Origin of the sequence: Merdibacter massiliensis (assembly GCF_900155395.1) — a bacterium.
GTDB lineage: Bacteria > Bacillota_I > Bacilli_A > Erysipelotrichales > Erysipelotrichaceae > Merdibacter > Merdibacter massiliensis.
Window position 1 is genome coordinate 56,734 of sequence record NZ_LT699728.1, and the last position, 20,766, is coordinate 77,499.

Annotated in this window: 20 protein-coding genes, 1 other RNA gene and 1 other annotated feature; of the genes, 5 read left to right on the top strand and 16 right to left on the bottom strand. The window is 42.0% G+C overall.

The window, feature by feature from the left end:
- The first annotated feature begins 13 nt into the window (after nt 1–13).
- On the top strand, nt 14–2,347 hold the full coding sequence (locus BQ9859_RS10445; protein WP_075878112.1) for an ATP-dependent DNA helicase: 2,334 nt from the start codon (nt 14–16) through the stop codon (nt 2,345–2,347).
- On the opposite strand, the gene BQ9859_RS10450 is transcribed toward BQ9859_RS10445, so the two are convergent.
- From BQ9859_RS10450 to BQ9859_RS10485, 8 genes are all read right to left on the bottom strand, one after another.
- Nucleotides 2,333–2,971: an HAD family hydrolase gene (locus BQ9859_RS10450; RefSeq protein ID WP_075878113.1), complete on the bottom strand. Its 639-nt coding sequence runs from the start codon at nt 2,969–2,971 to the stop codon at nt 2,333–2,335. The two genes, BQ9859_RS10445 and BQ9859_RS10450, sit on opposite strands and share 15 nt — an antisense overlap.
- A gap of 82 nt (nt 2,972–3,053) precedes the next feature.
- Nucleotides 3,054–3,785 carry an NAD-dependent protein deacylase gene (locus tag BQ9859_RS10455; RefSeq protein ID WP_075878114.1) on the bottom strand — a complete coding sequence of 244 codons (732 nt, stop codon included), beginning with the start codon at nt 3,783–3,785 and terminating at the stop codon, nt 3,054–3,056.
- Complete coding sequence (locus BQ9859_RS10460) at nt 3,754–4,602, bottom strand: hypothetical protein (protein ID WP_075878115.1); 849 nt, start codon at nt 4,600–4,602, stop codon at nt 3,754–3,756. The genes BQ9859_RS10455 and BQ9859_RS10460 overlap by 32 nt, the downstream gene beginning before the upstream one ends.
- Before the next feature lie 101 nt (nt 4,603–4,703).
- The gene (locus BQ9859_RS10465; protein ID WP_075878116.1) at nt 4,704–5,528 is read right to left on the bottom strand and encodes a MetQ/NlpA family ABC transporter substrate-binding protein; all 825 of its coding nucleotides are present in this window, start codon (nt 5,526–5,528) and stop codon (nt 4,704–4,706) included.
- Between the two features lie 56 nt (nt 5,529–5,584).
- Nucleotides 5,585–6,265, bottom strand: coding sequence for a methionine ABC transporter permease (locus BQ9859_RS10470; protein ID WP_075878117.1), 681 nt, complete (start codon nt 6,263–6,265; stop codon nt 5,585–5,587).
- Nucleotides 6,262–7,293 carry a methionine ABC transporter ATP-binding protein gene (locus tag BQ9859_RS10475; RefSeq protein ID WP_075878118.1) on the bottom strand — a complete coding sequence of 344 codons (1,032 nt, stop codon included), beginning with the start codon at nt 7,291–7,293 and terminating at the stop codon, nt 6,262–6,264. Before BQ9859_RS10475 ends, BQ9859_RS10470 begins: the two co-directional genes overlap by 4 nt.
- 36 nt (nt 7,294–7,329) lie before the next feature.
- Nucleotides 7,330–7,580: a binding site (T-box leader), on the bottom strand.
- Nucleotides 7,581–7,675: 95 nt separating this feature from the next.
- Nucleotides 7,676–8,143, bottom strand: coding sequence for a hypothetical protein (locus BQ9859_RS10480; protein WP_075878119.1), 468 nt, complete (start codon nt 8,141–8,143; stop codon nt 7,676–7,678).
- 88 nt (nt 8,144–8,231) lie between these two features.
- Nucleotides 8,232–9,026, bottom strand: a complete 795-nt coding sequence (locus BQ9859_RS10485) for an amidohydrolase family protein (RefSeq protein ID WP_075878120.1) — start codon at nt 9,024–9,026, stop codon at nt 8,232–8,234.
- Between the two features lie 59 nt (nt 9,027–9,085).
- Here BQ9859_RS10485 and BQ9859_RS10490 point away from each other — a divergent pair, with 59 nt between their 5' ends.
- Together BQ9859_RS10490 and BQ9859_RS10495 are read left to right on the top strand one after the other, a co-directional pair.
- Nucleotides 9,086–9,865, top strand: coding sequence for an alpha/beta hydrolase (locus tag BQ9859_RS10490; protein WP_075878121.1), 780 nt, complete (start codon nt 9,086–9,088; stop codon nt 9,863–9,865).
- 147 nt (nt 9,866–10,012) lie between these two features.
- The gene (locus tag BQ9859_RS10495) at nt 10,013–11,293 is read left to right on the top strand and encodes an ISL3 family transposase (protein WP_083662858.1); all 1,281 of its coding nucleotides are present in this window, start codon (nt 10,013–10,015) and stop codon (nt 11,291–11,293) included.
- Between the two features lie 110 nt (nt 11,294–11,403).
- On the opposite strand, the gene BQ9859_RS10500 is transcribed toward BQ9859_RS10495, so the two are convergent.
- The 8 genes from BQ9859_RS10500 to gpsB form a co-directional block, all read right to left on the bottom strand.
- A complete protein-coding gene (locus BQ9859_RS10500; RefSeq protein WP_075878123.1) occupies nt 11,404–12,876 on the bottom strand; it encodes a nicotinate phosphoribosyltransferase in 1,473 nt (490 codons plus the stop codon).
- Between the two features lie 3 nt (nt 12,877–12,879).
- On the bottom strand, nt 12,880–13,500 hold the full coding sequence (locus BQ9859_RS10505; RefSeq protein ID WP_075878124.1) for a cysteine hydrolase family protein: 621 nt from the start codon (nt 13,498–13,500) through the stop codon (nt 12,880–12,882).
- A gap of 88 nt (nt 13,501–13,588) precedes the next feature.
- A complete protein-coding gene (gene recA, locus BQ9859_RS10510; protein ID WP_075878125.1) occupies nt 13,589–14,629 on the bottom strand; it encodes a recombinase RecA in 1,041 nt (346 codons plus the stop codon).
- The gene (locus BQ9859_RS10515) at nt 14,622–15,140 is read right to left on the bottom strand and encodes a CinA family protein (protein WP_328585273.1); all 519 of its coding nucleotides are present in this window, start codon (nt 15,138–15,140) and stop codon (nt 14,622–14,624) included. The genes recA and BQ9859_RS10515 overlap by 8 nt, the downstream gene beginning before the upstream one ends.
- The gene (pgsA, locus tag BQ9859_RS10520; RefSeq protein WP_075878127.1) at nt 15,104–15,694 is read right to left on the bottom strand and encodes a CDP-diacylglycerol--glycerol-3-phosphate 3-phosphatidyltransferase; all 591 of its coding nucleotides are present in this window, start codon (nt 15,692–15,694) and stop codon (nt 15,104–15,106) included. Before pgsA ends, BQ9859_RS10515 begins: the two co-directional genes overlap by 37 nt.
- A gap of 2 nt (nt 15,695–15,696) precedes the next feature.
- Complete coding sequence (locus tag BQ9859_RS10525; protein WP_075878128.1) at nt 15,697–16,620, bottom strand: helix-turn-helix domain-containing protein; 924 nt, start codon at nt 16,618–16,620, stop codon at nt 15,697–15,699.
- 229 nt (nt 16,621–16,849) lie between these two features.
- Nucleotides 16,850–17,187: RNase P RNA component class B (gene rnpB, locus BQ9859_RS10530), an RNA gene on the bottom strand.
- A gap of 4 nt (nt 17,188–17,191) precedes the next feature.
- Nucleotides 17,192–17,503, bottom strand: coding sequence for a cell division regulator GpsB (gene gpsB, locus BQ9859_RS10535; protein ID WP_075878129.1), 312 nt, complete (start codon nt 17,501–17,503; stop codon nt 17,192–17,194).
- A gap of 139 nt (nt 17,504–17,642) precedes the next feature.
- Between gpsB and recU the strand changes: the two genes are divergently transcribed.
- Nucleotides 17,643–18,248 (top strand): Holliday junction resolvase RecU, encoded by a 606-nt coding sequence (recU, locus tag BQ9859_RS10540; RefSeq protein ID WP_268874602.1) that lies wholly within the window; start codon nt 17,643–17,645, stop codon nt 18,246–18,248.
- A complete protein-coding gene (locus BQ9859_RS10545; protein ID WP_075878131.1) occupies nt 18,238–20,718 on the top strand; it encodes a transglycosylase domain-containing protein in 2,481 nt (826 codons plus the stop codon). The genes recU and BQ9859_RS10545 overlap by 11 nt, the downstream gene beginning before the upstream one ends.
- The last annotated feature ends 48 nt before the right edge of the window (nt 20,719–20,766 follow it).

The following is a 20,766-nucleotide window of genomic DNA, read 5'->3' on the forward strand; positions in this document are numbered from 1 at the left end:
AAAGGAAACTGGTATGTATACTTGTCGCATCTCGGTCCATGAATTAGTCGAAGCAAGCTATCTGCAAGGTGATCTCTCTTCACAGGGCAAGAGCGTAACACGCGCACAGCAAGGATCCCGTATCCACCGCTTGCTGCAGTCCCAGCGTCCGCAAGGATATCAAAGTGAGGTCTTTTTTCGTCATGCCACTACCTTAGAAGATATTTCTATCATCGTCGAAGGCAGAGCGGACGGCATTTACGGCGAACAGGATCCCGTTATCTTGGAAGAGATCAAATCGACCCTGCTTCCTTATGAACAGATCGATGATACGAATTTTGTACATTTTGCGCAGTGTTTTGTCTATGGATATTTCTATTTATTAGAAAGAAAAGAACTGGATGCCATCATCTGCCGTGTTACCTATTGCCAAGTACAAAGCGAAAAGATCAAATACTTTGACATAACAAAAACAAGAGAAGAACTTCAGCAATTTTATGAAGAACTGATCGACCATTATCGAAAATGGGCCCTTTTACAGAGAGATCTGCACATAGAAGCCAAAACAAGTGCCAAAAGCGTTCAATTTCCATTTGCAAGCTTTCGCCCGCACCAGCGGGAGTTTGCCGCATGGGTCTATCAAAGCATCGTACATCACGAAAACCTGTTGGTACAGGCACCGACCGGCATCGGGAAAACAATTTCTACATTGTTTCCGGCATTAAAAGCCATCGGAGAGGGAAAATGTGAAAAGATCTTTTATCTCAGTGCCAAGAATGTGACTGCCAATGTGGCAAAAGATACCATGCAGTTATTCTATCAGCAAGGTCTCTCTTTGAAAACAGTCTCGATCACTGCCAAAGATAAGATGTGCTTATTGGATGAAAGAGATTGCGATGAATGCCCTTATGCAAAAAACTATTACGGCCGTGTACGTCCTGTCCTCTATGCATTATTACAGGGAAAAGATGCTTTGGACAGCGATCTGTTTCGCCAGACAGGAGAAAAAGAAATGCTGTGTCCATTTGAGCTCTCACTCGATGCGGCAAATTATGCATCTTTGATCATTTGCGACTATAACTATGTCTTTGATCCGGGGGTTTACCTCAAACGTTTCTTTGAAGAGAAAGGCAGTTATGTCTTTTTGATCGATGAAGCGCATAACTTGCCACAGCGGGCACAAGAAATGTACAGCAGCGATTTGTGGGAACAAGATCTGCTTCAACTAAAAGAACTGCTAATAGAGGCACCAGCTCCTGCACGATCTGCATGCAAACATCTGCTGCAGCTCTGCACCCGGCTGAAAAAGCAATGCCAGGACACGATCTGTTCACAAAAAGAAGGAATGGAAGATCTGTATCAGCTTCTCAATCAGCTGATCAACGCCTGTGACTCTTACCTGCAGGAAGAAAAAGAGCTGCCTGCACAAAAGGAAATCTTGACGATTTATTTTCAATTGATTGATTTTCGAAGGATCTATGAATATTATGACGATAATTTCATTACCTGGTATGAACAAGTCGATCAGCTCTGTCATATTCGGATCTACTGTATGAATCCGGCGCATCAGATCCAAGAGCGAATCGCACATGGGATCAGCACGATCTATTTCAGCGCAACCTTATCTCCCTCTTTGTATTATGCGACCCTGCTGGGGGAACAAGAACAAACCAAGCGAATTGCACTCCCTTCCATCTTTGGTAAAGAACAGTTTCGCTTGCTGATCCACAGCGGAATTTCCACACGCTACCAGCACCGCAGTGCTTCTCTGGCTCCTTTGGTAAATACCATTTATCATAGTATTCACCCAAAACCCGGAAATTACATCATTTTCTTTCCCAGCTATCGCTATATGGAAGAGTGTGCCGCACTTTTTGAAAAAGTATACCCACAGTTCCCTGTCCATTTACAAAAAAGCAATATGAATGAAGAAGAACGTTCTGCTTTCTTGCAACGTTTCGAGCAACAAGCGGGATGGCAGCTGTATTTTTGTGTATTGGGCGGCATGTTTGCCGAAGGCATTGATTTTCGCGGAGAGCGGTTGATCGGCGCCATCATCATCGGTGTAGGTCTGCCGCAAATCAATATTGAATCGGATTTTATACGCGACCACTTCAATGCACAAGGGATCGATGGTTACCAGTATGCCTACATCTTTCCTGGAATGAACAAGGTCTTGCAAGCGATGGGAAGGGTCATTCGTACAAAAAAAGACAAGGGTATCCTTGTCTTGATCGATGACCGTTATCAGACAAACTTATATCGCTCCTTGTTGCCGGCCCATTACCAGCATGCCTATTATGTACAAAATGCACTGACAATGGAGGATCTGCTCCTGCAATTTTGGAACGATTCAGATAAGCGCTGACACTTCTTCGATCCGATCCACTGTTTCGCAGTCACAGCGAAGCAGTTTTTCTTTATGCTCATGTCCGTTTGCCACCAAGATACAGGCACATCCCGCCTGTTTGGCAACTTCATAATCATGGACGCTGTCTCCGACAAACACGATACGTTTGCCATCTGTTCCACTTTCTTTTACAAACTGTTTTGCCAGTTCTGCTTTGGATCGGGCATAATAATCACGAATGCCCAATACTTGTTCAAAACGACCAGTTAATGGATAATGCTGTAATTGTTCCTTTAACAGATCCAGCCGGGAGGCACTCAATAAGACTTGATGTTTCCCCTCTTTTTGAAAGCGGTCCAGCACTTCTAACACATGCTTGTGCAATGGACATTGCATGCTGCGCGGCTGATAATAATCCATATATTCTTTTGCCAGAACTTCAAACGGCTCTTTTGCAAAGTCAAAGCCTGCTTTTCGATAATAATCGATGACGGGAAACTGAAATACCTGCTGATAGCGTTCATGATCTAACAAAGGAAGACCACGTTTTGCCAACATGCGGTTGATCGTATGCTGACACAAAGCCACATCATCCAACAATGTTCCATTCCAATCCCAAACGATGGTATCGATCTGTTTCATCTCTCTCACCTGCCTATTTGTACCTAATTGTATTGAATTATGATGTGCTTTGCAATAAAAAACTGTCTAAAGAGACAGCTTTTTACTTTGCAGCCCATGGAGAGAGCACTTGTGCGATCGGTTCATGAATCACCAGATTTGCCTGTGCATCCATATCGGTATGATCTTTGTTGATCAACACAAGGTTATTTCCATGAAAATAACGTATTAATCCTGCAGCAGGATAAACGACAAGCGAAGTGCCGCCAACGATCAAAACATCACATTGAGAAATATAGCTTACTGCTTTTTGCACGACATCCATGTCCAGACCTTCTCCATATAAAACAACTTCCGGTTTCATCAAACCGCCGCATTTGGGACAGCGCGGTATGCCTTGTGCATCTCGATGTGCCAGCATTTCCTCTAAATCTAAAAAATGGTGACAGGACAAGCAGCGGTTGCGATGGACGCTGCCATGCAGTTCCAACACTTCTTTACTGCCAGCTTTTTGATGCAGTCCATCAATATTCTGGGTAATGACTGCACAAAGCTTTCCTTTTTGTTCCAAGGAAGCTAAAGCACGATGTGCCGCATTGGGCAATGCATGAGGATAGATCATTTCATGAAAATAAAACTCATAAAACTCTTTCGTGTGATCATAAAAGAAATCACTGGATAACATGACCTCTGCCGGATAAGGATAACGCTTTTGCTGATAAAGTCCGTCACTGCTTCGAAAGTCTGGAATATTGCTTTCGGTCGATACACCGGCACCTCCGAAAAATACGATCTTTTGTGCCTCATCCATTATTTTCTTCAGTTGATTGTTCATCATTTGCCTCCTGTGTCGTATCATTGGATTGTGTTTGCTGCTCTTGAGCATCTTTCTTTTCATAATCGACGCTGTATTCATAGCTTTGATTCAGTTGTAAAAAACGGAAGGTCAAAGTAAAACGATAAGAACCAGGCTGTACTCCATTATCCTGCAACAAATAGGAAACCGTTGTCTGTACTTGCCCATTTTCTTCACTTCTCTGTGTATCTAAATAATGCACAGAAAACTGTTCTGCACCATTTCCATAAAAAGACAAGATCGGCACATCAATTAGGGAACCGGATGTACTTGTATAAGAAAGATAGAGACGAATGCCTTCATTCACAATCTCTCTTGAAAATTTGACATGATCGATCTGAATGATATTGACCGTGGTCTGTGCTTCGATCGTGTCATCATTCTCTAGTGTGCAAATGATTTTAAATGTATTCTCTCCACCTGCAAATTGATAAGCATCTTGAGAAAGCTGATAGCTGGAGTGATTCGTTACGTCTGCCAGCCAGATATCTCCTTTTTTTTCATCGACATAATAAAGAGCACTGGATATGATCGTCTGTTGGCCATTATCGATCTGCCAATTCAATATAACAACATCATCATTGCTCAATCGTCCGGTAAAGCCAACGATAGCAGTATCGCTTTCCGTCGCCTGTGTCGTCTGGGACGTACTCTCCTGAGATGATTCACTGGACTGTGCAGCAGGTACAGAAAGCAACAGTTCATAGATGATCAATCCAAGCGTCACAAGAATGATCGCTGCCAAGATCACAACAAACATCGCATTGCGTTTCATATAATCTATCAGCCCATGCATGCACATCTCTCCTTTTATCTTCAACGTTTATTTTACCATATTTGTCAAACAATGGTATGCCATTGCAAAAGAAAAGGCAGAAACTTGTTCTGCCTGGTTTACTATTCTACTGTAAAGAACGGAACAACGATACCATCATAATTCTCATTGATGAAATCAATTGTCTTCTGTGATTTTAATACGCTCATCAGATCTTTGATCTTTTGTGAATCCTCGTCACCTTTGCGTACAGCGACACAGTTTGCAAATTGCTGTGCAACACCGCTTGCATCTTCGGTAACCAGCAGCTTATCCAAAACATCCGCATTTAAGGCATTGTTTCCGTTTACGACGCCCAGATCCATATCAGACAAACTGACAGGTACGGTTTCGGCATTCATCTCTACGATCTCAATATCATATTTGCTCTCACCAATATCATTTGGTGTCGCTTTGATTCCTAAAGATTCATCCAACGTGAACAATCCTTTCGATGCCAGCAGCTGCAAAGCACGCCCGCCGTTAGTTGCATCATTGGGGATACCGATCGTTACATGCTGACCTTCTTTTAGTTCATCCAATGACTTATATTTATCGGAATAAATGCCCATTGGTTCAAAATGCACATCGCCAGCAGATACTAGATCTGTACCGCGCTCTTCATTCCATTGTGCCAAATATTGATTATGCTGGAAATAGTTAGCATCCAATGTACCATCTACAACTGCTTCATTCGGGGTATTATAGTCACTGAATTCAGTAATTTCTACTGTATAGCCCATTTCTTCCAGATCTGGTTTGATATTATTCAAGATCTCTGCATGCGGTGTAATGCTGGCACCGATCTTTAATGTCTTATCTTCTCCATCTCCTGCATTGCTGCTGCCGCATCCGGCTAAACTTGCACATAAAGCCAAAGCCAATGCGCTGCTTAATAATTTTTTCATATCTTCTTCCTCTCTTTCTTATAGTTTTATTTCACATCTAAGATGTTGAAACCATATTAATGGGTCGTCTTGCGTGCAAGATAATTTCCGATACTTTGAATGATGATCGTCATCAAGACCAAAGAAATGACACAAGCCCACATGACATCAAACTGATTTTTTGTAAATCCATAGTTATAACAGAAGGCACCGACACCTCCGCCGCCAATCGTTCCTACGACTGCAGTTAAACCGATCAAAGCAATCAAAGTAATGGATGTACCGCGGATGATGCTAGGAATGCTCTCTCTTAAATACACACGGATGATGATCTGGAATGGCGTCAGTCCCATCGCTTCGCTGGCCTCTACCAAACCTTGATCCACTTCTGCAATAGCTTGTTCGATCTGCCGTGCAAAGAATGGCACGGTCCCTACGATCAGCGGGAACAAGGATCCCTGAAAACCAATATAGGTTCCGGAAACAAATTTTGTCACATCCCGCAAGATCATGATCAAGATGACACCCGGTACTGCACGAAACAGATCGATGATCTTTCCTAAAACGATATAGATGATCTTGTTTTCCAAGATATCTCCCGGACGGGTCACGACCAGGATGACTCCGAACAGAATACCAAATACCAATGAAACAAATCCGCAGAACACGATCATGATCAATGTCTGAATATTTGATTCAATAAATTGCGGCATCAATTGGATCAGATTAGGGATCCATTGATTCAATATATCCATCATCTTTTGATCACCTCCGTTTCAACACCATGGGATTTGATGCATTCAAAAGCAGCCTTACGCTTTTGGCTCTCCCCCTTCAAGATGACGATCAAGGTGCCGATCGGCGTATCTTTGACGACTTCGATATTGCCAAAGATGATATTGCAATCGACATCATAGGTACGGGAAATTTCAGAAATCAAGGATTGAGATGCATTCTTTGCATCGTATTTCAGCGATACGATCACTTCATCCTCGCCCAGTTCTGTCAAAGCATGCCCTTCTTCGATCAGATCGTAGATGCGGTCCGTTGTAGAAGTACTGGCAATAAAGTTCTTCGTTACTTTTGCCTGCGGATGTGTAAATACATCAACGATGCTGCCTTCCTCTACGACACGGCCTTCTTCCATGACAGCGACGCGATCACAGATTTCTTTGACCACGCCCATCTCATGTGTGATCAACACAACAGTCAGATTTAATTTCTGATTGATATCCTTGATCAGTTTTAAGATGCTGTGGGTCGTCTGCGGATCCAAGGCACTTGTTGCTTCATCGCAAAGCAATACTTTTGGATCATTGGCCAAGGCACGGGCAATCGCCACACGCTGTTTCTGACCGCCGCTCAGCTGGCTTGGATACACATTGGCTTTTTCGCTCAGATCAACTAATTCCAACAATTCTCTGACTTTATGATCGATTGCATCTTTGCTCAACCCGCTCTTTTTTAACGGGAAAGCCACATTTTGTGCAACTGTACGAGAGCGCATCAAATTGAAATGCTGAAAGATCATCCCGATTTTTTTACGTGTCTCGCGTAACTGGGAAGGGGTTAATTTTAACAGTTCCTTTCCATCTACGATCACATTTCCTTCTTCCGGACGCTCCAGTAAATTGATACAGCGGACCAAGGTCGATTTGCCGGCACCGCTGAAACCAATGATACCGTAGATTTCTCCATCCTGGATCTGCAAGGACACATCTTTTACTGCGTGTACATACCCACTTTTTGTTGTAAATGTCTTTGAGACATGTTCCAACTGAATCATTGTTCCTTCCTCCTTCAATAAAAAAACCTTCCTCCTGAATAGGACGAAGGTTACCTCGCGTTACCACCTATCTTTACAAAAACATCACTGTTTCTGCCTCATCAAGTACGTCTGTTTCCAGATTATACTCTATCGCTGTAACGGGCGAACACGTCGTAGCCTTAAGATTCTCTCTCGACCACGCAACTCCAAGACCATTTTCAACAGTGCATTCTTTATTCCCTTTCACCATACGGGAACTCTCTTTGAAAGACCTTCCTGCCTACTCTTCTTTTCATCGTCGATTTATGTTTCAATCATACACAACGCGAAAGCGTTTGTCAACAATTATTTTATTTTTTTCATAGAATTACATTTGTTTACATTTTCTTCATGTATTTTTTCACTTTAACACATATCGCAACCGATATGTCTTGCCGGGATCTTCTTCATCAACATACTCTTGATATGTGAATAAGATCTGCGAGGCGCTTTGCGGAATCAAAAAGATCAGACAGCCCTCTAAAGCACGATCTCCCTCTATTTCCATGATATCAGGCAATTGTTGGGGTACACCAAAATAATCTTCCGCTTCAAAAAAGAATTTTTTCTTGTCATAACTCAATAAAAAATCATCTTTATAAATGATGATCTTTTCTTGCAATACATTGCGCAATGTCAAAAATACTTTCAAAAAACAAGCAGGCTCCTCTACTTCATACCCTTGCAAACTTCTTCCGCACAGCTCCATCTTTTCCATCTTGCAATCAAAAAAGGCAGTTTGAAATTCATTGAGCATAGCCTGATTGGGCTGATGATCTTTTAATAAACGCACTTTGACTTCACCATTGATCGTTTCATATAATTGCATCACATTCCCTCCTTTTCCTTCATACTATATGAACGAAAAAGTAAAATCTGTCGCATTTTGTAAAATTGAATCAAAAAAAACCGCTGTCTCATACGATGACATGCGGATAGATATGAACGCCATGATGAATGATCCGATGCAGGCGGGGACGTCCAAATGAATGAAATAATTCATGCAGATCACTTGCATGAAAGATCAGCAGGTCGGCAATTGCTCCTTTGCGAATTCCATTTTTTTTCGTAAGATGCAGTACCCTGGCCCCTCGTAAGGTCATTGCCGCTAACACTTCCCATTCACTTGCTTTTCCTTCTATGCATAATAAACTGGCTAAAGGAAGCAGATCATAATACGGTTTTGTATCATAAGCAAAGGAAGTCGTTAACAAAAAATTAGGAGGCAATGCTGAAATTTGCAGATCTTCATAGTCGATCAAGGGAGGCATGCGCTTACGCGTGCATGGATACAGCTGATAAAAAGGGGTACTGGCCATCTCCGGCAGTTTTTTGCTTGCGACACCCGTAATTCCATTTTTATAAAAGAGTTCCATGGTCTCATGATTGATACGTACATTATCGCCGCTGCGCCGATCGAAACTGAAAGTCACATTCGTGTCGATAAAGGCTGGGACAACGATCTCATTGGTCGCATCGATGATTCGTGTATCCTTATCTACCCAGCATTGATATGCGTGATTTCCAAGATCGATGATCGTATCATGATGAATAGCGACAAATGCATGATCGATGCACATAAATGCATCTTTTCCCTGTATGGTCGCATATAATTTATGAATATCTTTGATCAGTAAAGTTGCTTTCATGTATCCTACCTTTTCTGTAATTATTATAATGGAATCCAATGAAAAAAACCATGTCTTCTCCATGAATTTTATCTCCAAGAGATAAGAGTTCCTATGCTATAATGGCAATAGGAGGGATTCGCATGAAACAAAGAAAACTATTTTCTTTTTTTCGTCCGCATCCACGTCCTGTGATCATCACGATTCACGGATATGGAAGACGCCGTTCCCATGAAATGGATAACATCGTTGCTTGGGCCGAGAAAGAGAACTTTGATATCATTCAATTTGACTTATATGATCTATTCGATGAAAAAGACTGTGATCCAAAACAATGGCTGTCACGGGCACGCAAACAAGTCGATATCTATATTGCACAGAAACGGCCGATTTATCTGCTTGGTTTTTCAATGGGCGGAGTCATTGCCAGTTATCTCGCCTCGCTTTATCCAGTAGAAAAATTAGTACTGGTTGCGCCGGCTTTCATTTATCTGGATATGTCCAAAACAGCAGGCTATGTAAAGAAAGGAACGCGTTCGCTCTTTCATTCAGACGGCAAAGAAAAAGATGTTCATGTACCAAAGAGCTTTTATCCTGCATTTGTAGAGATCATCCGCAATTGCCGTGAGAGCATTGCCCATGTCGATTGTCCTGTTCTCTTTCTGCATGGCGATGCAGATGAAGTCATTCCTTTGAAAAGCAGCCTCTCTGCTTATGAAAAAGTGACTCATGAAGAAAAACGCTTGTTTATCTTGCATGAAGGACATCATCACTTGCTCAGCGAACCCAAAACGGCAAATGAATGTTACCAGCTGATCTTACTGTTCTTCAAAGGAGAGATCGTTACGAAAAAGCGTACATTTGCCCCGGATATCTTAGATGCCTTACGCAGACAAAAGCAAAAAAAGATCACTGACCAATAAAACGGGGTAATTTAAATTATCGTGGATTTGGCCCCCACCTTTAAATTATCATGTGGGTGGTCATTTCTATACAAAAAACTCCTTTCCTTGTATGATTTGTTTAGTCTATATCATCAAAAGAAAGGAGTTTTTTTCTGGTACTATTATATGATGTTGTTCACTAAATTAAAAGATTCTGATTTCATCATCCATCGTGATTTTTTCTCTCATGGTATTCATTTCATTGAACTTTCTACCATCAATCATGGGATCCGCTGCCCTTCCTGCCACACTTTCATAACTAAAGTAAAGGAATATCGTTTAAAACAGATCGTTCACGATATTTATGAACATTCCCATACGATGATCCTCTTTCGCCGCCGTCGCTTCATCTGCCCTCATTGCCGGCATACCATCATGGAAGAGAATCCTTTTTCTTCTGTTGATTCTAATATCAGTGACTTCACCATCTTGGCTATCCTGGATGAATTGAAACGTTATAACGTCCCTTTCCTTCAGGTTGCCTGCAGGCATGATCTCTCTGTTACCAAGATCCAAACTATCTTTGATTCCTATGTCGATCTTCCAAGAAATCCATTGCCGGATGTTCTATGCATGGATGAGTTCTATTTCTCCAGAAAACGAGATAAGAAATATTGTCTCATCATGATCGATTTCTATAATCATGCCATCATCGATATTCTGAAAGATCGTACGAAATATACCATGCTTGCTTATTTTCGTTCGATTGATCTCCAGGAGCGATCCTATGTTCGTTATCTGATCATCGATATGAATGATATTTATAGGGATATTGCTTCTTATTGTTTTCCAAAAGCGATCCTCGCCGTCGATTCTTTTCATGTTATCAAGAACATTTCGGATGCAGTGGACCGGATACGAAAGAAAGTCATGCGCAGGTTTAAGGAGAATCCTAGATCGAATGAATATTATCTGTTGTTTATTGAAGATATCCATTGTGACCGATATACAAAAGTTGAATATAACCATCACTTTCATTATGAGATATCCGATCTGAGAAAACTGGAGATGATGCTTTCGATTGATTCAGAGCTGAACAATGGTTATGATCTTTATCATCGCTATCTCCAGTTCAATAAGAGATCATATAAAGATCCTGATAATGCTCGAAAGGATCTGGATATGATCATCCAGGAATTTTGGTTAGCCAAAAGTGAAGAGCTGCATAGGATTGGAGAAATGCTAGATCATTGGGAAGAAGAAATCATTCATTCTTTCATCGTGTATAGGGGCAAACGTTTATCAAATGGACCTATAGAGAAAAAGAACGAGATGATAAAAAAGATATTGAAAATTGCAAATGGATATGGAAATTTCAAACGATTCAGGAACAGAGTAATGTACACATTAAACAAACGATCTACACATACATACCCTGTAACCTTAGAAGATTTAAAAGATGATTAGTGACCATAAAAAAAGAGATGCGTTCTACTGCACATGCAGCGAATTCATCTCTTTTTGTTCCTATCACCCACACGATAATTTAAATTACCTAAAACGGCAGTGATCTTTTCTTATTTCGGTACTTCTTCTAACATCTTCATCTTGAGCTCTAACAGCTTCTTGCTGAGGTCCACATAATACGTCTGCGGATAAGTAAAACGTTTGATCTCGTCCCATAAATGTGTCAGTTCTTTTTCACTATAGGCACGGATCTGTGTAAGCGTAGGGCAATCATAAACCAGCTGTCCATTGACAAAGACAGGTACTAACAGGTCGCGCAGTTCATATGTACCGCCGGGAATCGTTTTATTTTTCCAATAATTCATCTGGTGATAGATCGTCAGATCTTGTGCAGGATCGATGGTTTCATCGACCAAGGTCATAATATCGCCTAGTGCCATTCCGCTTTCCTTATCATAGATCCGATACAAATTTTTCATGCCTGGATTGGTAACTTTTTCAATATTTTCACTGACTTTGATCTTTGGAATCATCTCTCCATCTTTGATGACAGCCGACATCTTGTAAACTCCGCCAAATACAGGCGAGCTCTTGCTGGTCACTAGATTCTCACCAACCCCCATGCTGTCGATCTGTGCACCTTGTGACAATAACGATTCGATCAAAAATTCATCCAGCGAATTGGATACGACGATCTTGCAATCTTTCATATCGGCGTCATCCAATGCTTTCCGGATCTTCTTAGATAAATACGCCATATCACCGCTGTCGATACGTACTCCCTGCAGGCGATAGCCGTTTGGCTCTAAATATTCTTTGGCAACACGAATCGCATTCGGCAGTCCGCTCTTCAATGTATTATATGTATCCAATAAGACCGTACAGCTGTCAGGATACGTTTGTGCATAATTCAAAAAAGCATCATACTCGCTGTCAAAGCTTTGAATGAAAGAATGGGCCATCGTACCGAGTGCAGGAATTCCATATTCTTTACCGGCATAGGTCGTTGCTGTCCCCAATACACCGCCGATATAAGCCGCACGTGCCCCAAAATTAGCCGCATCAAAATTATGGGCACGACGTGCTCCAAATTCCATGACCGTACGGCCATTAGCAGCTTGCACGATCCTTCTTGCTTTGGTTGCAATCAGTGTCTGATGATTCATGGACAACAACAAAGCTGTTTCCAACAGCTGTGCATCGATGATCTTTGCTTTGACCCGGATCAATGGTTCATAAGGAAATACCGGCGTCCCTTCCGGTATGGCATAGATATCGCCTGTAAAGATAAAATGACGCAGATATTCCAAAAATTCTTCCGAAAATTTATTCAATGAACGCAGATAGGCAATATCTTCTTCTTCAAAGTGCAGATTTTGGATATAACCAATCACCTCTTCAAGGCCGGCACAGATGCAATAGCCGCCTCCATTGGGGTTGCTGCGATAAAACATGTCAAAAACGACTTCTTCATTTTTATCACGGTTAAAATAGCACTGGCTCATGGTCAGTTCGTAAAAATCCATCACTAATGACAAATTTCGTTTATCACGAAAATCAAATTTTGAATCATATGTCTTCATACTCTAATCCTCAATGGAAGAAACAACTTCGATTCCATTTCCTTTCATCATTTCAAATGCCATGGCATTCATCTGTTTTGCATCATGCACACCATCCATATGATAGGTCTCTGCACAGTCTGTAACGACAATGATCTTTTGGCCGGCTGCATTATGCTCATTAAGATATGCATTCAGCGTCAAAGCAAACTGCAGAATACAAATATCGGAACAGCAGCCGGTGATGATGATCTCCTTATACGAATCCAGATCCTCTTTCAAAAATTGCTGAAAATCAGGAGCGAAGAATGCATTGGTACTGTTCTTGCGCATCAATTGATGAATATATGGCTGTAATTCCTCTACTACACGATCTTCTCCGCTGCCGATCACACAATGCTGCGGATAAGAAATAAACTCTCTTGTTTTCGGCGGATGCGAATCTGCCACAAAGATCGTACGACACTGCAGACGATCAATCAAATCTTGTATTGGCACCACGATTTCTCCGATTGCTTCATCATGCAAAGCACCCTCTTTTACAAAGCCATTGATCATATCAATGACAAAATGAACAGGATGCAAAAGCTCCTCTTTTTTCAAAACAGGATATCGTTGACTTGCATCAAAGTCCAATCTACCCATAGGTTTTCCCCTCTTTTCGTCTATTAGATATATTATAGCGCGATTGCATACATTTTCAAGAATCGCAGTAAAAATAAAACAGCGTACGCTACGCTGTTTTCGTATCTTCTTTAGCTGTTTCTGCGACCGGATTCATCTTTTCCTTCAGCTTTGCAGATAATTCTTCCATCAGTTCCGGGTTAGACTTAAGGAAATTTTTCGCTGCTTCTTTTCCCTGTCCGATCTTTTCTCCATTGTAAGAGAACCATGCGCCGCTTTTCTTGACAATCTCATGATCCACACAGAGATCCAGCAATTCTGCTACATAAGAAATGCCCTCTCCATACATGATCTCGATTGAAGCTGTTTTAAAAGGAGGTGCGACTTTGTTTTTGACAACTTTCACATTGACCTTGTTGCCGATGATCTCGGTTCCATTTTTAATAGCCTCGCTGCGGCGGATATCCAAACGCACGCTGGCGTAAAATTTCAATGCACGTCCACCAGGCGTCGTTTCCGGGTTTCCAAACATGATTCCTACTTTTTCACGCAGCTGGTTGATAAAAATAGCTGTACATTCGCTGCGATTCATGACACCGCTTAATTTACGCATCGCTTTTGACATCATGCGCGCCTGTAATCCCACTTGCGAATCGCTCATTTCTCCATCCAGCTCTGCCTGCGGTACCAATGCGGCTACTGAGTCAATGACGATGATATCGATTGCACCGCTTTTGATCAGCATCTCTGCAATCTGCAATCCCTGTTCCCCGCTGTCTGGCTGAGAGAGGATCAATTCATCGATATTGACACCTAAATTCTTAGCATAATGAGGATCGATCGCATTTTCTGCATCGATGTAAGCTGCTCGCCCGCCTTTTTTTTGTACCTCGGCAATAGCATGCAGCGCCAGTGTCGTTTTACCACTGGACTCCGGTCCATAAATCTCAATGATACGTCCTTTTGGATATCCGCCAATTCCTAAAGCTTCATCGATCTTGATCGAACCGGAACTGATGGCATCCACATCAACTGCTGCACGCTCGCCCAGCTTCATGATCGAGCCTTTGCCATATTGTTTTTCAATCTGTTTGATCGCATCTTCCAACAATGCATCTTTCTTTTCGTTTTTCACTACTTTCTCATCCATTTTCTATCTCCTGTTCTTTCTTCAGAAACAAAATGACCTGATCACGCATCGCCTGTACTACACGTTCTCGCACTTCATTGCGATCCGCATGATCGATCTGAAAATGATAGCTCTGGCAGCCTTTTGCACTGGCCAATGCACAATAGACACTGCCTGCAGGTTGTTCCTCCATGCACGCAGGTCCGGCATTTCCCGTAAAAGAAACACACAAATCAGCCTGTAATAATTTTCTTGTGTTTTCAGCCATTGCCTTTGCACATGCCGCACTGACAACACCTTCTTGTTCGATGATCTTAGGGTCGACATGTACGATTTCTTCTTTGATCCTTGTTGCATAAGTAACGATTGCGCCTACCAGCACGTTCGATGCACCTGGTATTTCTGCGATGCGGCTGCTAAAGAGGCCGGCTGTCAAGCTCTCGCAACTGGCAATCGTTAATTTTTTTTCTTTTAATAATTCCACTAGTTCTTTCATTACATTGTTTCCATCACGATATCTTTCAATTGCCAAAAGTAAACAAATCCTGCATATAAAGATACGGCAGTTGCGACCCAGATCAAGAATGTGCTTACCGTTATACCAAACCATGCAAAAGGCAGATCGTGCAGCAGCACAAAGATGATCGTCAACATTTGCAATACCGTTTTCAATTTACCGGCATAGCCGGCAGCTACCACTTTTCCACTGGCTGCTGCATTCATGCGCAGTCCATCCACGATCGTATCCCGCATGATCATCAGCAATACCGCTATGATCGATACCCGCGACGACCAGGCGAACAAGAGAAACAGCGTATTCACCAGCAATTTGTCGGCAATCGGATCAATAAACTTGCCAAAAGAGGTAATTAAATGATCACGCCGGGCAATATGGCCGTCAAAGTAATCCGTAATAGATGCAATGGCGAATAACACAAATACAAGCAGATCGCTGTAAGGCAGCGCTACATTTGCTAAAATGACCGTCCCTGATAAAAAGCCCGTCATTTCTGCCGCAAGATAGATCACTGCTATCAATGGTACCAGCGCCATGCGCATCAAAGATAATTTGTTTGGTAAATTCATTCTTATTCCACCATTTCTATTTGGATCGTATATTCAGCAGAACTTCCCTGCTTAATTGAAGAATCGATTTCCAGAGTTTGGTCATTGATCTTGATCACATTGTTATACATGTAGCCATCATTGATCGTTACCTGGCAGCTCTTTTCTACCGTCAATTCATATTCGTATGGCTGACTGCTGTAATAGATCTGTTTTTCTGCTACGGCTTTACCATCGACCTGCAATTCCACTGCACTGCCTCCGCCTGGAATCACCGTAAATTTTAAGACGTCTCCCTTATATACATTACTTACGGTATACGTCGTTGTTCCCGTTTTTTCAATTTTCATTTCCTTTTTCTCAGTTGGTGTTTCCGCATCTGTACCCGTATCCGCATTTCCTACATCTTGATTTTCTTGGATCGGCGGTGTGGTGTCCAGATTCGAGTCGTTTTGCGGCGCCTGGCCTCTCGAATTCAAGAAGACAATCAATGCAAAAACAATGACGATCAAAACAACCAAAACGATTGCGACAAAAGAAAGGAAAGATGCATCCATCCGGTTATAACCATGTTGCGTCATCGAAGAAAGATTGCGCTGCTTGCGTTCTTTCTGGTTCTTGTCCACTTTTGTCAATGACTCTGCCTGCTGAATATGATTTTCGATATCCGTATGCGTCTGCGTCAATGCTATTTCTTTTTCTTGTGCAAATGCTTCCACTGCTTCCTGCACATCCTCTCTTACTGTATCGTAAGAGATATCTACAGCGTCGCAATAAGAGCGCACAAAATAACGAAGATAGGATAAGTCATTTTCAAATGACTGGATATCTCGATTTTCCAAAGCAATGATGTAGCGTTCAGTCAGTCGGGTACGTTTGCTGATATCCGCAATGCTCAAGCCAAGTTCTTCTCTTTTACTTTTTAATACTTCATTAAATTTTGCCATACCATCACTACCTCACATGCATTTCGTTTTTTTATATAAGAGTATATTTAAAATTGCAGCTATAAATAACCATGATAATTGTACCAAAAACAAGCAAAAAAGAAAATGATTTTTAACTGAATTCTCATTTCTATCGAAATTCATAAAACATTCACCCTGCCTTCTTTTTCTGTCTACAACTTTATTATATAAAAAAAGAGAGGTTCTATCCCTCTCTTTACATGCTGCATACTGTAAGCCATGTTCTGTTCCCTTGCGGGCGACAGCCATTTATCTACACATTGCTGTGTCCTGCCTCCACTTCAATTTGTTTTGGCAAGCTCCCCTACCAAATTTGGGTTTCTCGCTTGTGGGGTTTACCCGTTCCACCTCCTATGTTTCCATAGGAGCTCGTCTCTGTGGCACTTTTACAGCATCTTTCACCTTAGCAAAGCCGTAGGCAAGATGCAGCCGTCAAGCATACGCCTGCCCGGATTTATTTTTTCATCCGGCACAAACACTACGATCATCGCAGATCGTGCGAGCATGGACTTTCCTCTGACACATCGTCAGCGGCTGTCCGCATCCAGCATTATTTTTTAAAGACCTCGTATTCCAAGCGTGATAAACGTTTCAGAATATCGATCTGCGAAGAAGATGCAACTTCTTGTACAGTCTGATCTCCTTGTGAGCGAAGCTGATTGATTTCCTCTTTCAACTGGTCGATCTGATTTTCATAAGCACGCAGCTGCTTGCCCAATTCTTGTATCGTTTCTTCATACAGCTGATAATCACTGATGACCATGTCTAAAAATTCATCCACTTCTTGTGGAGAATACCCCTTCAGATCAATATGAAACTCCTTATCCAGGATCTTGTTTGCATTTAATTGATATTGTGGCATTTCTTTCACCTCGCTTAAATAATTTTCGCATTTTTATGAAAAAAAATCAAGTGTTCCAGGTGAGAAGTGACGAATTCCAGGGTACGGATAAAGATTGAATAATCATTTTCTTTACGCTATAATGAGAAAGGTGATAACTGTGATTGGATACCCAAATGGACATGGTGGATCAATGCGTTCCTGCACCAAGCAAACAAAAGGAATTTCGGCTGCTAATCGCGGCATGAGCTTAGAAAAAGATCTAAATGATTCTAATCAGTATTATTTGCAAAGCGGGCGCGCGCTGATCCATAAAAAGCCAACACCTATTCAAGTAGTGAAAGTTGATTATCCGGCAAGAAATGCCGCTAAGATCACGGAAGCATATTATAAGGTGCCAAGTACTACCGATTATAATGGAATCTATCGCGGCCGTCCGATTGATTTTGAAGCAAAAGAGACTGTCAACAAGACCAGTTTTCCTTTCAAAAGCATCCATCCCCATCAGATCGAACATCTGCGTCTTGTCAAACAACACGGGGGGATCGGCTTCTTTATCATCCGTTTCCGTGCCTATGGTGAAACGTATCTGATCGATGCAGCGGAGATCATCGATCGCTATCAACATTCTAAGCGAAAATCTATTTCTTATGAAGAGGTCCGTACAATCGGTTCTTTGATCAGGGAAGGATTGACGCCGCGCTTATGTTATTTAGATAATGTAGATGCGCTCTATTTCAAGGAGGTAACGCACCATGAAAAATAAAGAAAAGAAAGAACAAAATGCTGTACAGAAGAAAAGTAAATGGAAACGATTAGATGCCTGGAACAAGGCAGCAATCTTTGTATTGACGCTCGTATTGGTCGGATGTGTCTGTGTATTTACTTTGCTGGTCAACGTCATCAGTGAAGCGCCCAATTTCAATCCAGAGCAATTAGTCGCCGGTACTTCTTCCCGCGTATATGATAAAGACGGCAATGTCATTGCCGAATTGGGAAGCGAGCATCGTGACAACATTACATATGAAGATCTGCCGCAGGATCTCATTGATGCATTTTTAGCTATTGAAGATTCCCGTTTCTTCAAACACAACGGTTTCGATTTGCCCCGTTTCTTAAGTTCAGCTATCAATAACTTAAGCAGCGGCTCGCTTTCGCAGGGCGGTTCTACTTTGACGATGCAATTAGTGGATAACACATGGATCGCCAATGCCAAAACGCAGGTAGTAGAAAGCGGCGGCAGCGTTTCTGCCATCGATAACATTAAATATAAGATACAGGAAATTTATTTAAGCTTATTAACGGAACAAAGCATGGATAAAAAGCAGATCCTGGTGAATTATTTGAACATGATCTGGTTTGGAAGCGACGGCGGTACACGTGGTGTACAAAATGCGGCACTCTATTATTTTGGAAAAGATGTCAATGAACTAAATCTGTCGGAATGTGCTTTTCTTGCCGGTGTCATCAATGCGCCAGGTGCCTATACCCCTTACAATTTAGCCGGTGATGATATTGACCATTATTCAGCTGCGACAAAACGCCGCAATGAAACGTTGGCCTTGATGTTACAGCACGGTTATATCAGTAAAGAAGAATACAATTTATCAAAATCTACGAATCTGGCCTTCCAGCTGGAAAAGAGCGATACTTTTACAGAAGATCCATATCAAAGTATCGTTGAGCTTGCTGTAAAAGAAACAAGAGAGCTGACAGGCTTAGATCCTTATACGACCGAAATGGATATTTACACCGGTATCGACAGTGAGGCGCAAAAACTAGCTTATGAACTTTCGACAGGCAAGGTATATTCCTTCCCAAATCAATATTTCAATGTCGGTCTGACATTATTAAACAATAAAACCGGTGAGATCGTTGCAATCGGTCCAGGAAGAGAATATACAGGAGATTCGTCCAGCCGAAATGCAGCTACCGAAGATCAGCAGCCAGGATCTACGATGAAACCGATATTGGACTATGCGCCAACCTTTGAATATCTTGGGTGGTCTACATCGCATACTGTCGATGACAAAGCAGATGATTATTTCCATATCGGGCGCGATCTGCAAAACTCAGATGGCAAATATATGGGGAAAATGTCTTTGGCTGACGCATTAGGTTTATCACGAAACACAACTGCAGCAGCTACATTGCAATTGCTGATCGATTCACAGGGCAGCAATTTCTGGGTATCCTACTTAAAAAATCTAGGCTTCCGCGACAGTGTGGCAGAAGCATTTGATATTCAATACAGTATCGGCGGCGGCAACATGCGTTGTTCTACGATCGAGCTTGCCAATGCATATTCTACATTGGCAAATGGCGGTACGCGAGAAGATGCACATGTCATTCGAAGCGTCAGTGTCCGTAACGGAAAAACTTATGAATATAAGACTAAAAGCACAGAAGTATTGAGTGAAGGAGCAGCCTACATGATGTCCACCATTTTGGAGAAAGTAGTCAATGGCGGATATGCTTCCTTTAACTACATCCTGGACGGTGACGGCAGTTATACGGTATATGGTAAATCAGGAACGACCGATTGGGGTACTTCTGGTGCACAATATGGCATTCCTACGACCGCAATGAAAGATGAGTGGTCTGTCAGCTACACCAGCGAGTATACTGTAACGGTATGGAGCGGTTATACAAGCACCGGTATCGAACATGGATATTACATTACAGAACAGGTATTGTATGAAGCGCTTGCCTCTCATATCAACCGCGCCATGCTGGACAGCGTCAGCGACAGCAATACAGCTCCTCTAAGCAAACCAAGCAGTGTCGTGAGCACAGCAAGCGGCGACGGCGGTCTGATCCTTTCTAAATACTATGATACAGAAGAGAGCAAGACAAATGGCATGGCAGATGATCCTAGCGGTACAAAACGCGAGGAAGAACAGAAAAAACAAGAAAAATGCAAGGATGATCCATTATCAGATGAAAGCTGTGATGGATATGAAGAGGCAATGAAACAGCTGCAAACTAAATGTCAAGCAGATCCTACGATCGATAAACGTTGTGATGGATATGAAGATGCGATGAAGAAAAAACAAGAACAGCAAAGCTGTGAAGCCAGTGGCGGTACGTATCAAAATGGACAGTGTATCACAACGGTACCGCCGACCACACAAACACCTTCTACGGACGGCAGTACATCGGCACCGCCATCTTCTGACGATAGTACGTCAGCACCGCCATCTTCTGACGATAGTACGTCAGCACCTTCTGCATAAAAAAAGCAGATGCGATCAGTTATGATCGTATCTGCTTTTCATTTATTT

What these genes read in the sequence shown, in the direction of transcription:
- BQ9859_RS10445 (WP_075878112.1), top strand. Translation starts at nt 14, where the DNA reads ATGTATACTTGTCGCATCTCGGTCCATGAATTAGTCGAAGCAAGCTAT.
- BQ9859_RS10450 (WP_075878113.1), bottom strand. Translation starts at nt 2,971, where the DNA reads ATGAAACAGATCGATACCATCGTTTGGGATTGGAATGGAACATTGTTG.
- BQ9859_RS10455 (WP_075878114.1), bottom strand. Translation starts at nt 3,785, where the DNA reads ATGAACAATCAACTGAAGAAAATAATGGATGAGGCACAAAAGATCGTA.
- BQ9859_RS10460 (WP_075878115.1), bottom strand. Translation starts at nt 4,602, where the DNA reads ATGCATGGGCTGATAGATTATATGAAACGCAATGCGATGTTTGTTGTG.
- BQ9859_RS10465 (WP_075878116.1), bottom strand. Translation starts at nt 5,528, where the DNA reads ATGAAAAAATTATTAAGCAGCGCATTGGCTTTGGCTTTATGTGCAAGT.
- BQ9859_RS10470 (WP_075878117.1), bottom strand. Translation starts at nt 6,265, where the DNA reads ATGATGGATATATTGAATCAATGGATCCCTAATCTGATCCAATTGATG.
- BQ9859_RS10475 (WP_075878118.1), bottom strand. Translation starts at nt 7,293, where the DNA reads ATGATTCAGTTGGAACATGTCTCAAAGACATTTACAACAAAAAGTGGG.
- BQ9859_RS10480 (WP_075878119.1), bottom strand. Translation starts at nt 8,143, where the DNA reads ATGCAATTATATGAAACGATCAATGGTGAAGTCAAAGTGCGTTTATTA.
- BQ9859_RS10485 (WP_075878120.1), bottom strand. Translation starts at nt 9,026, where the DNA reads ATGGAGAAGACATGGTTTTTTTCATTGGATTCCATTATAATAATTACA.
- BQ9859_RS10490 (WP_075878121.1), top strand. Translation starts at nt 9,086, where the DNA reads ATGAAACAAAGAAAACTATTTTCTTTTTTTCGTCCGCATCCACGTCCT.
- BQ9859_RS10495 (WP_083662858.1), top strand. Translation starts at nt 10,013, where the DNA reads ATGATGTTGTTCACTAAATTAAAAGATTCTGATTTCATCATCCATCGT.
- BQ9859_RS10500 (WP_075878123.1), bottom strand. Translation starts at nt 12,876, where the DNA reads ATGAAGACATATGATTCAAAATTTGATTTTCGTGATAAACGAAATTTG.
- BQ9859_RS10505 (WP_075878124.1), bottom strand. Translation starts at nt 13,500, where the DNA reads ATGGGTAGATTGGACTTTGATGCAAGTCAACGATATCCTGTTTTGAAA.
- recA (WP_075878125.1), bottom strand. Translation starts at nt 14,629, where the DNA reads ATGGATGAGAAAGTAGTGAAAAACGAAAAGAAAGATGCATTGTTGGAA.
- pgsA (WP_075878127.1), bottom strand. Translation starts at nt 15,694, where the DNA reads ATGAATTTACCAAACAAATTATCTTTGATGCGCATGGCGCTGGTACCA.
- BQ9859_RS10525 (WP_075878128.1), bottom strand. Translation starts at nt 16,620, where the DNA reads ATGGCAAAATTTAATGAAGTATTAAAAAGTAAAAGAGAAGAACTTGGC.
- gpsB (WP_075878129.1), bottom strand. Translation starts at nt 17,503, where the DNA reads ATGCCACAATATCAATTAAATGCAAACAAGATCCTGGATAAGGAGTTT.
- BQ9859_RS10545 (WP_075878131.1), top strand. Translation starts at nt 18,238, where the DNA reads ATGAAAAATAAAGAAAAGAAAGAACAAAATGCTGTACAGAAGAAAAGT.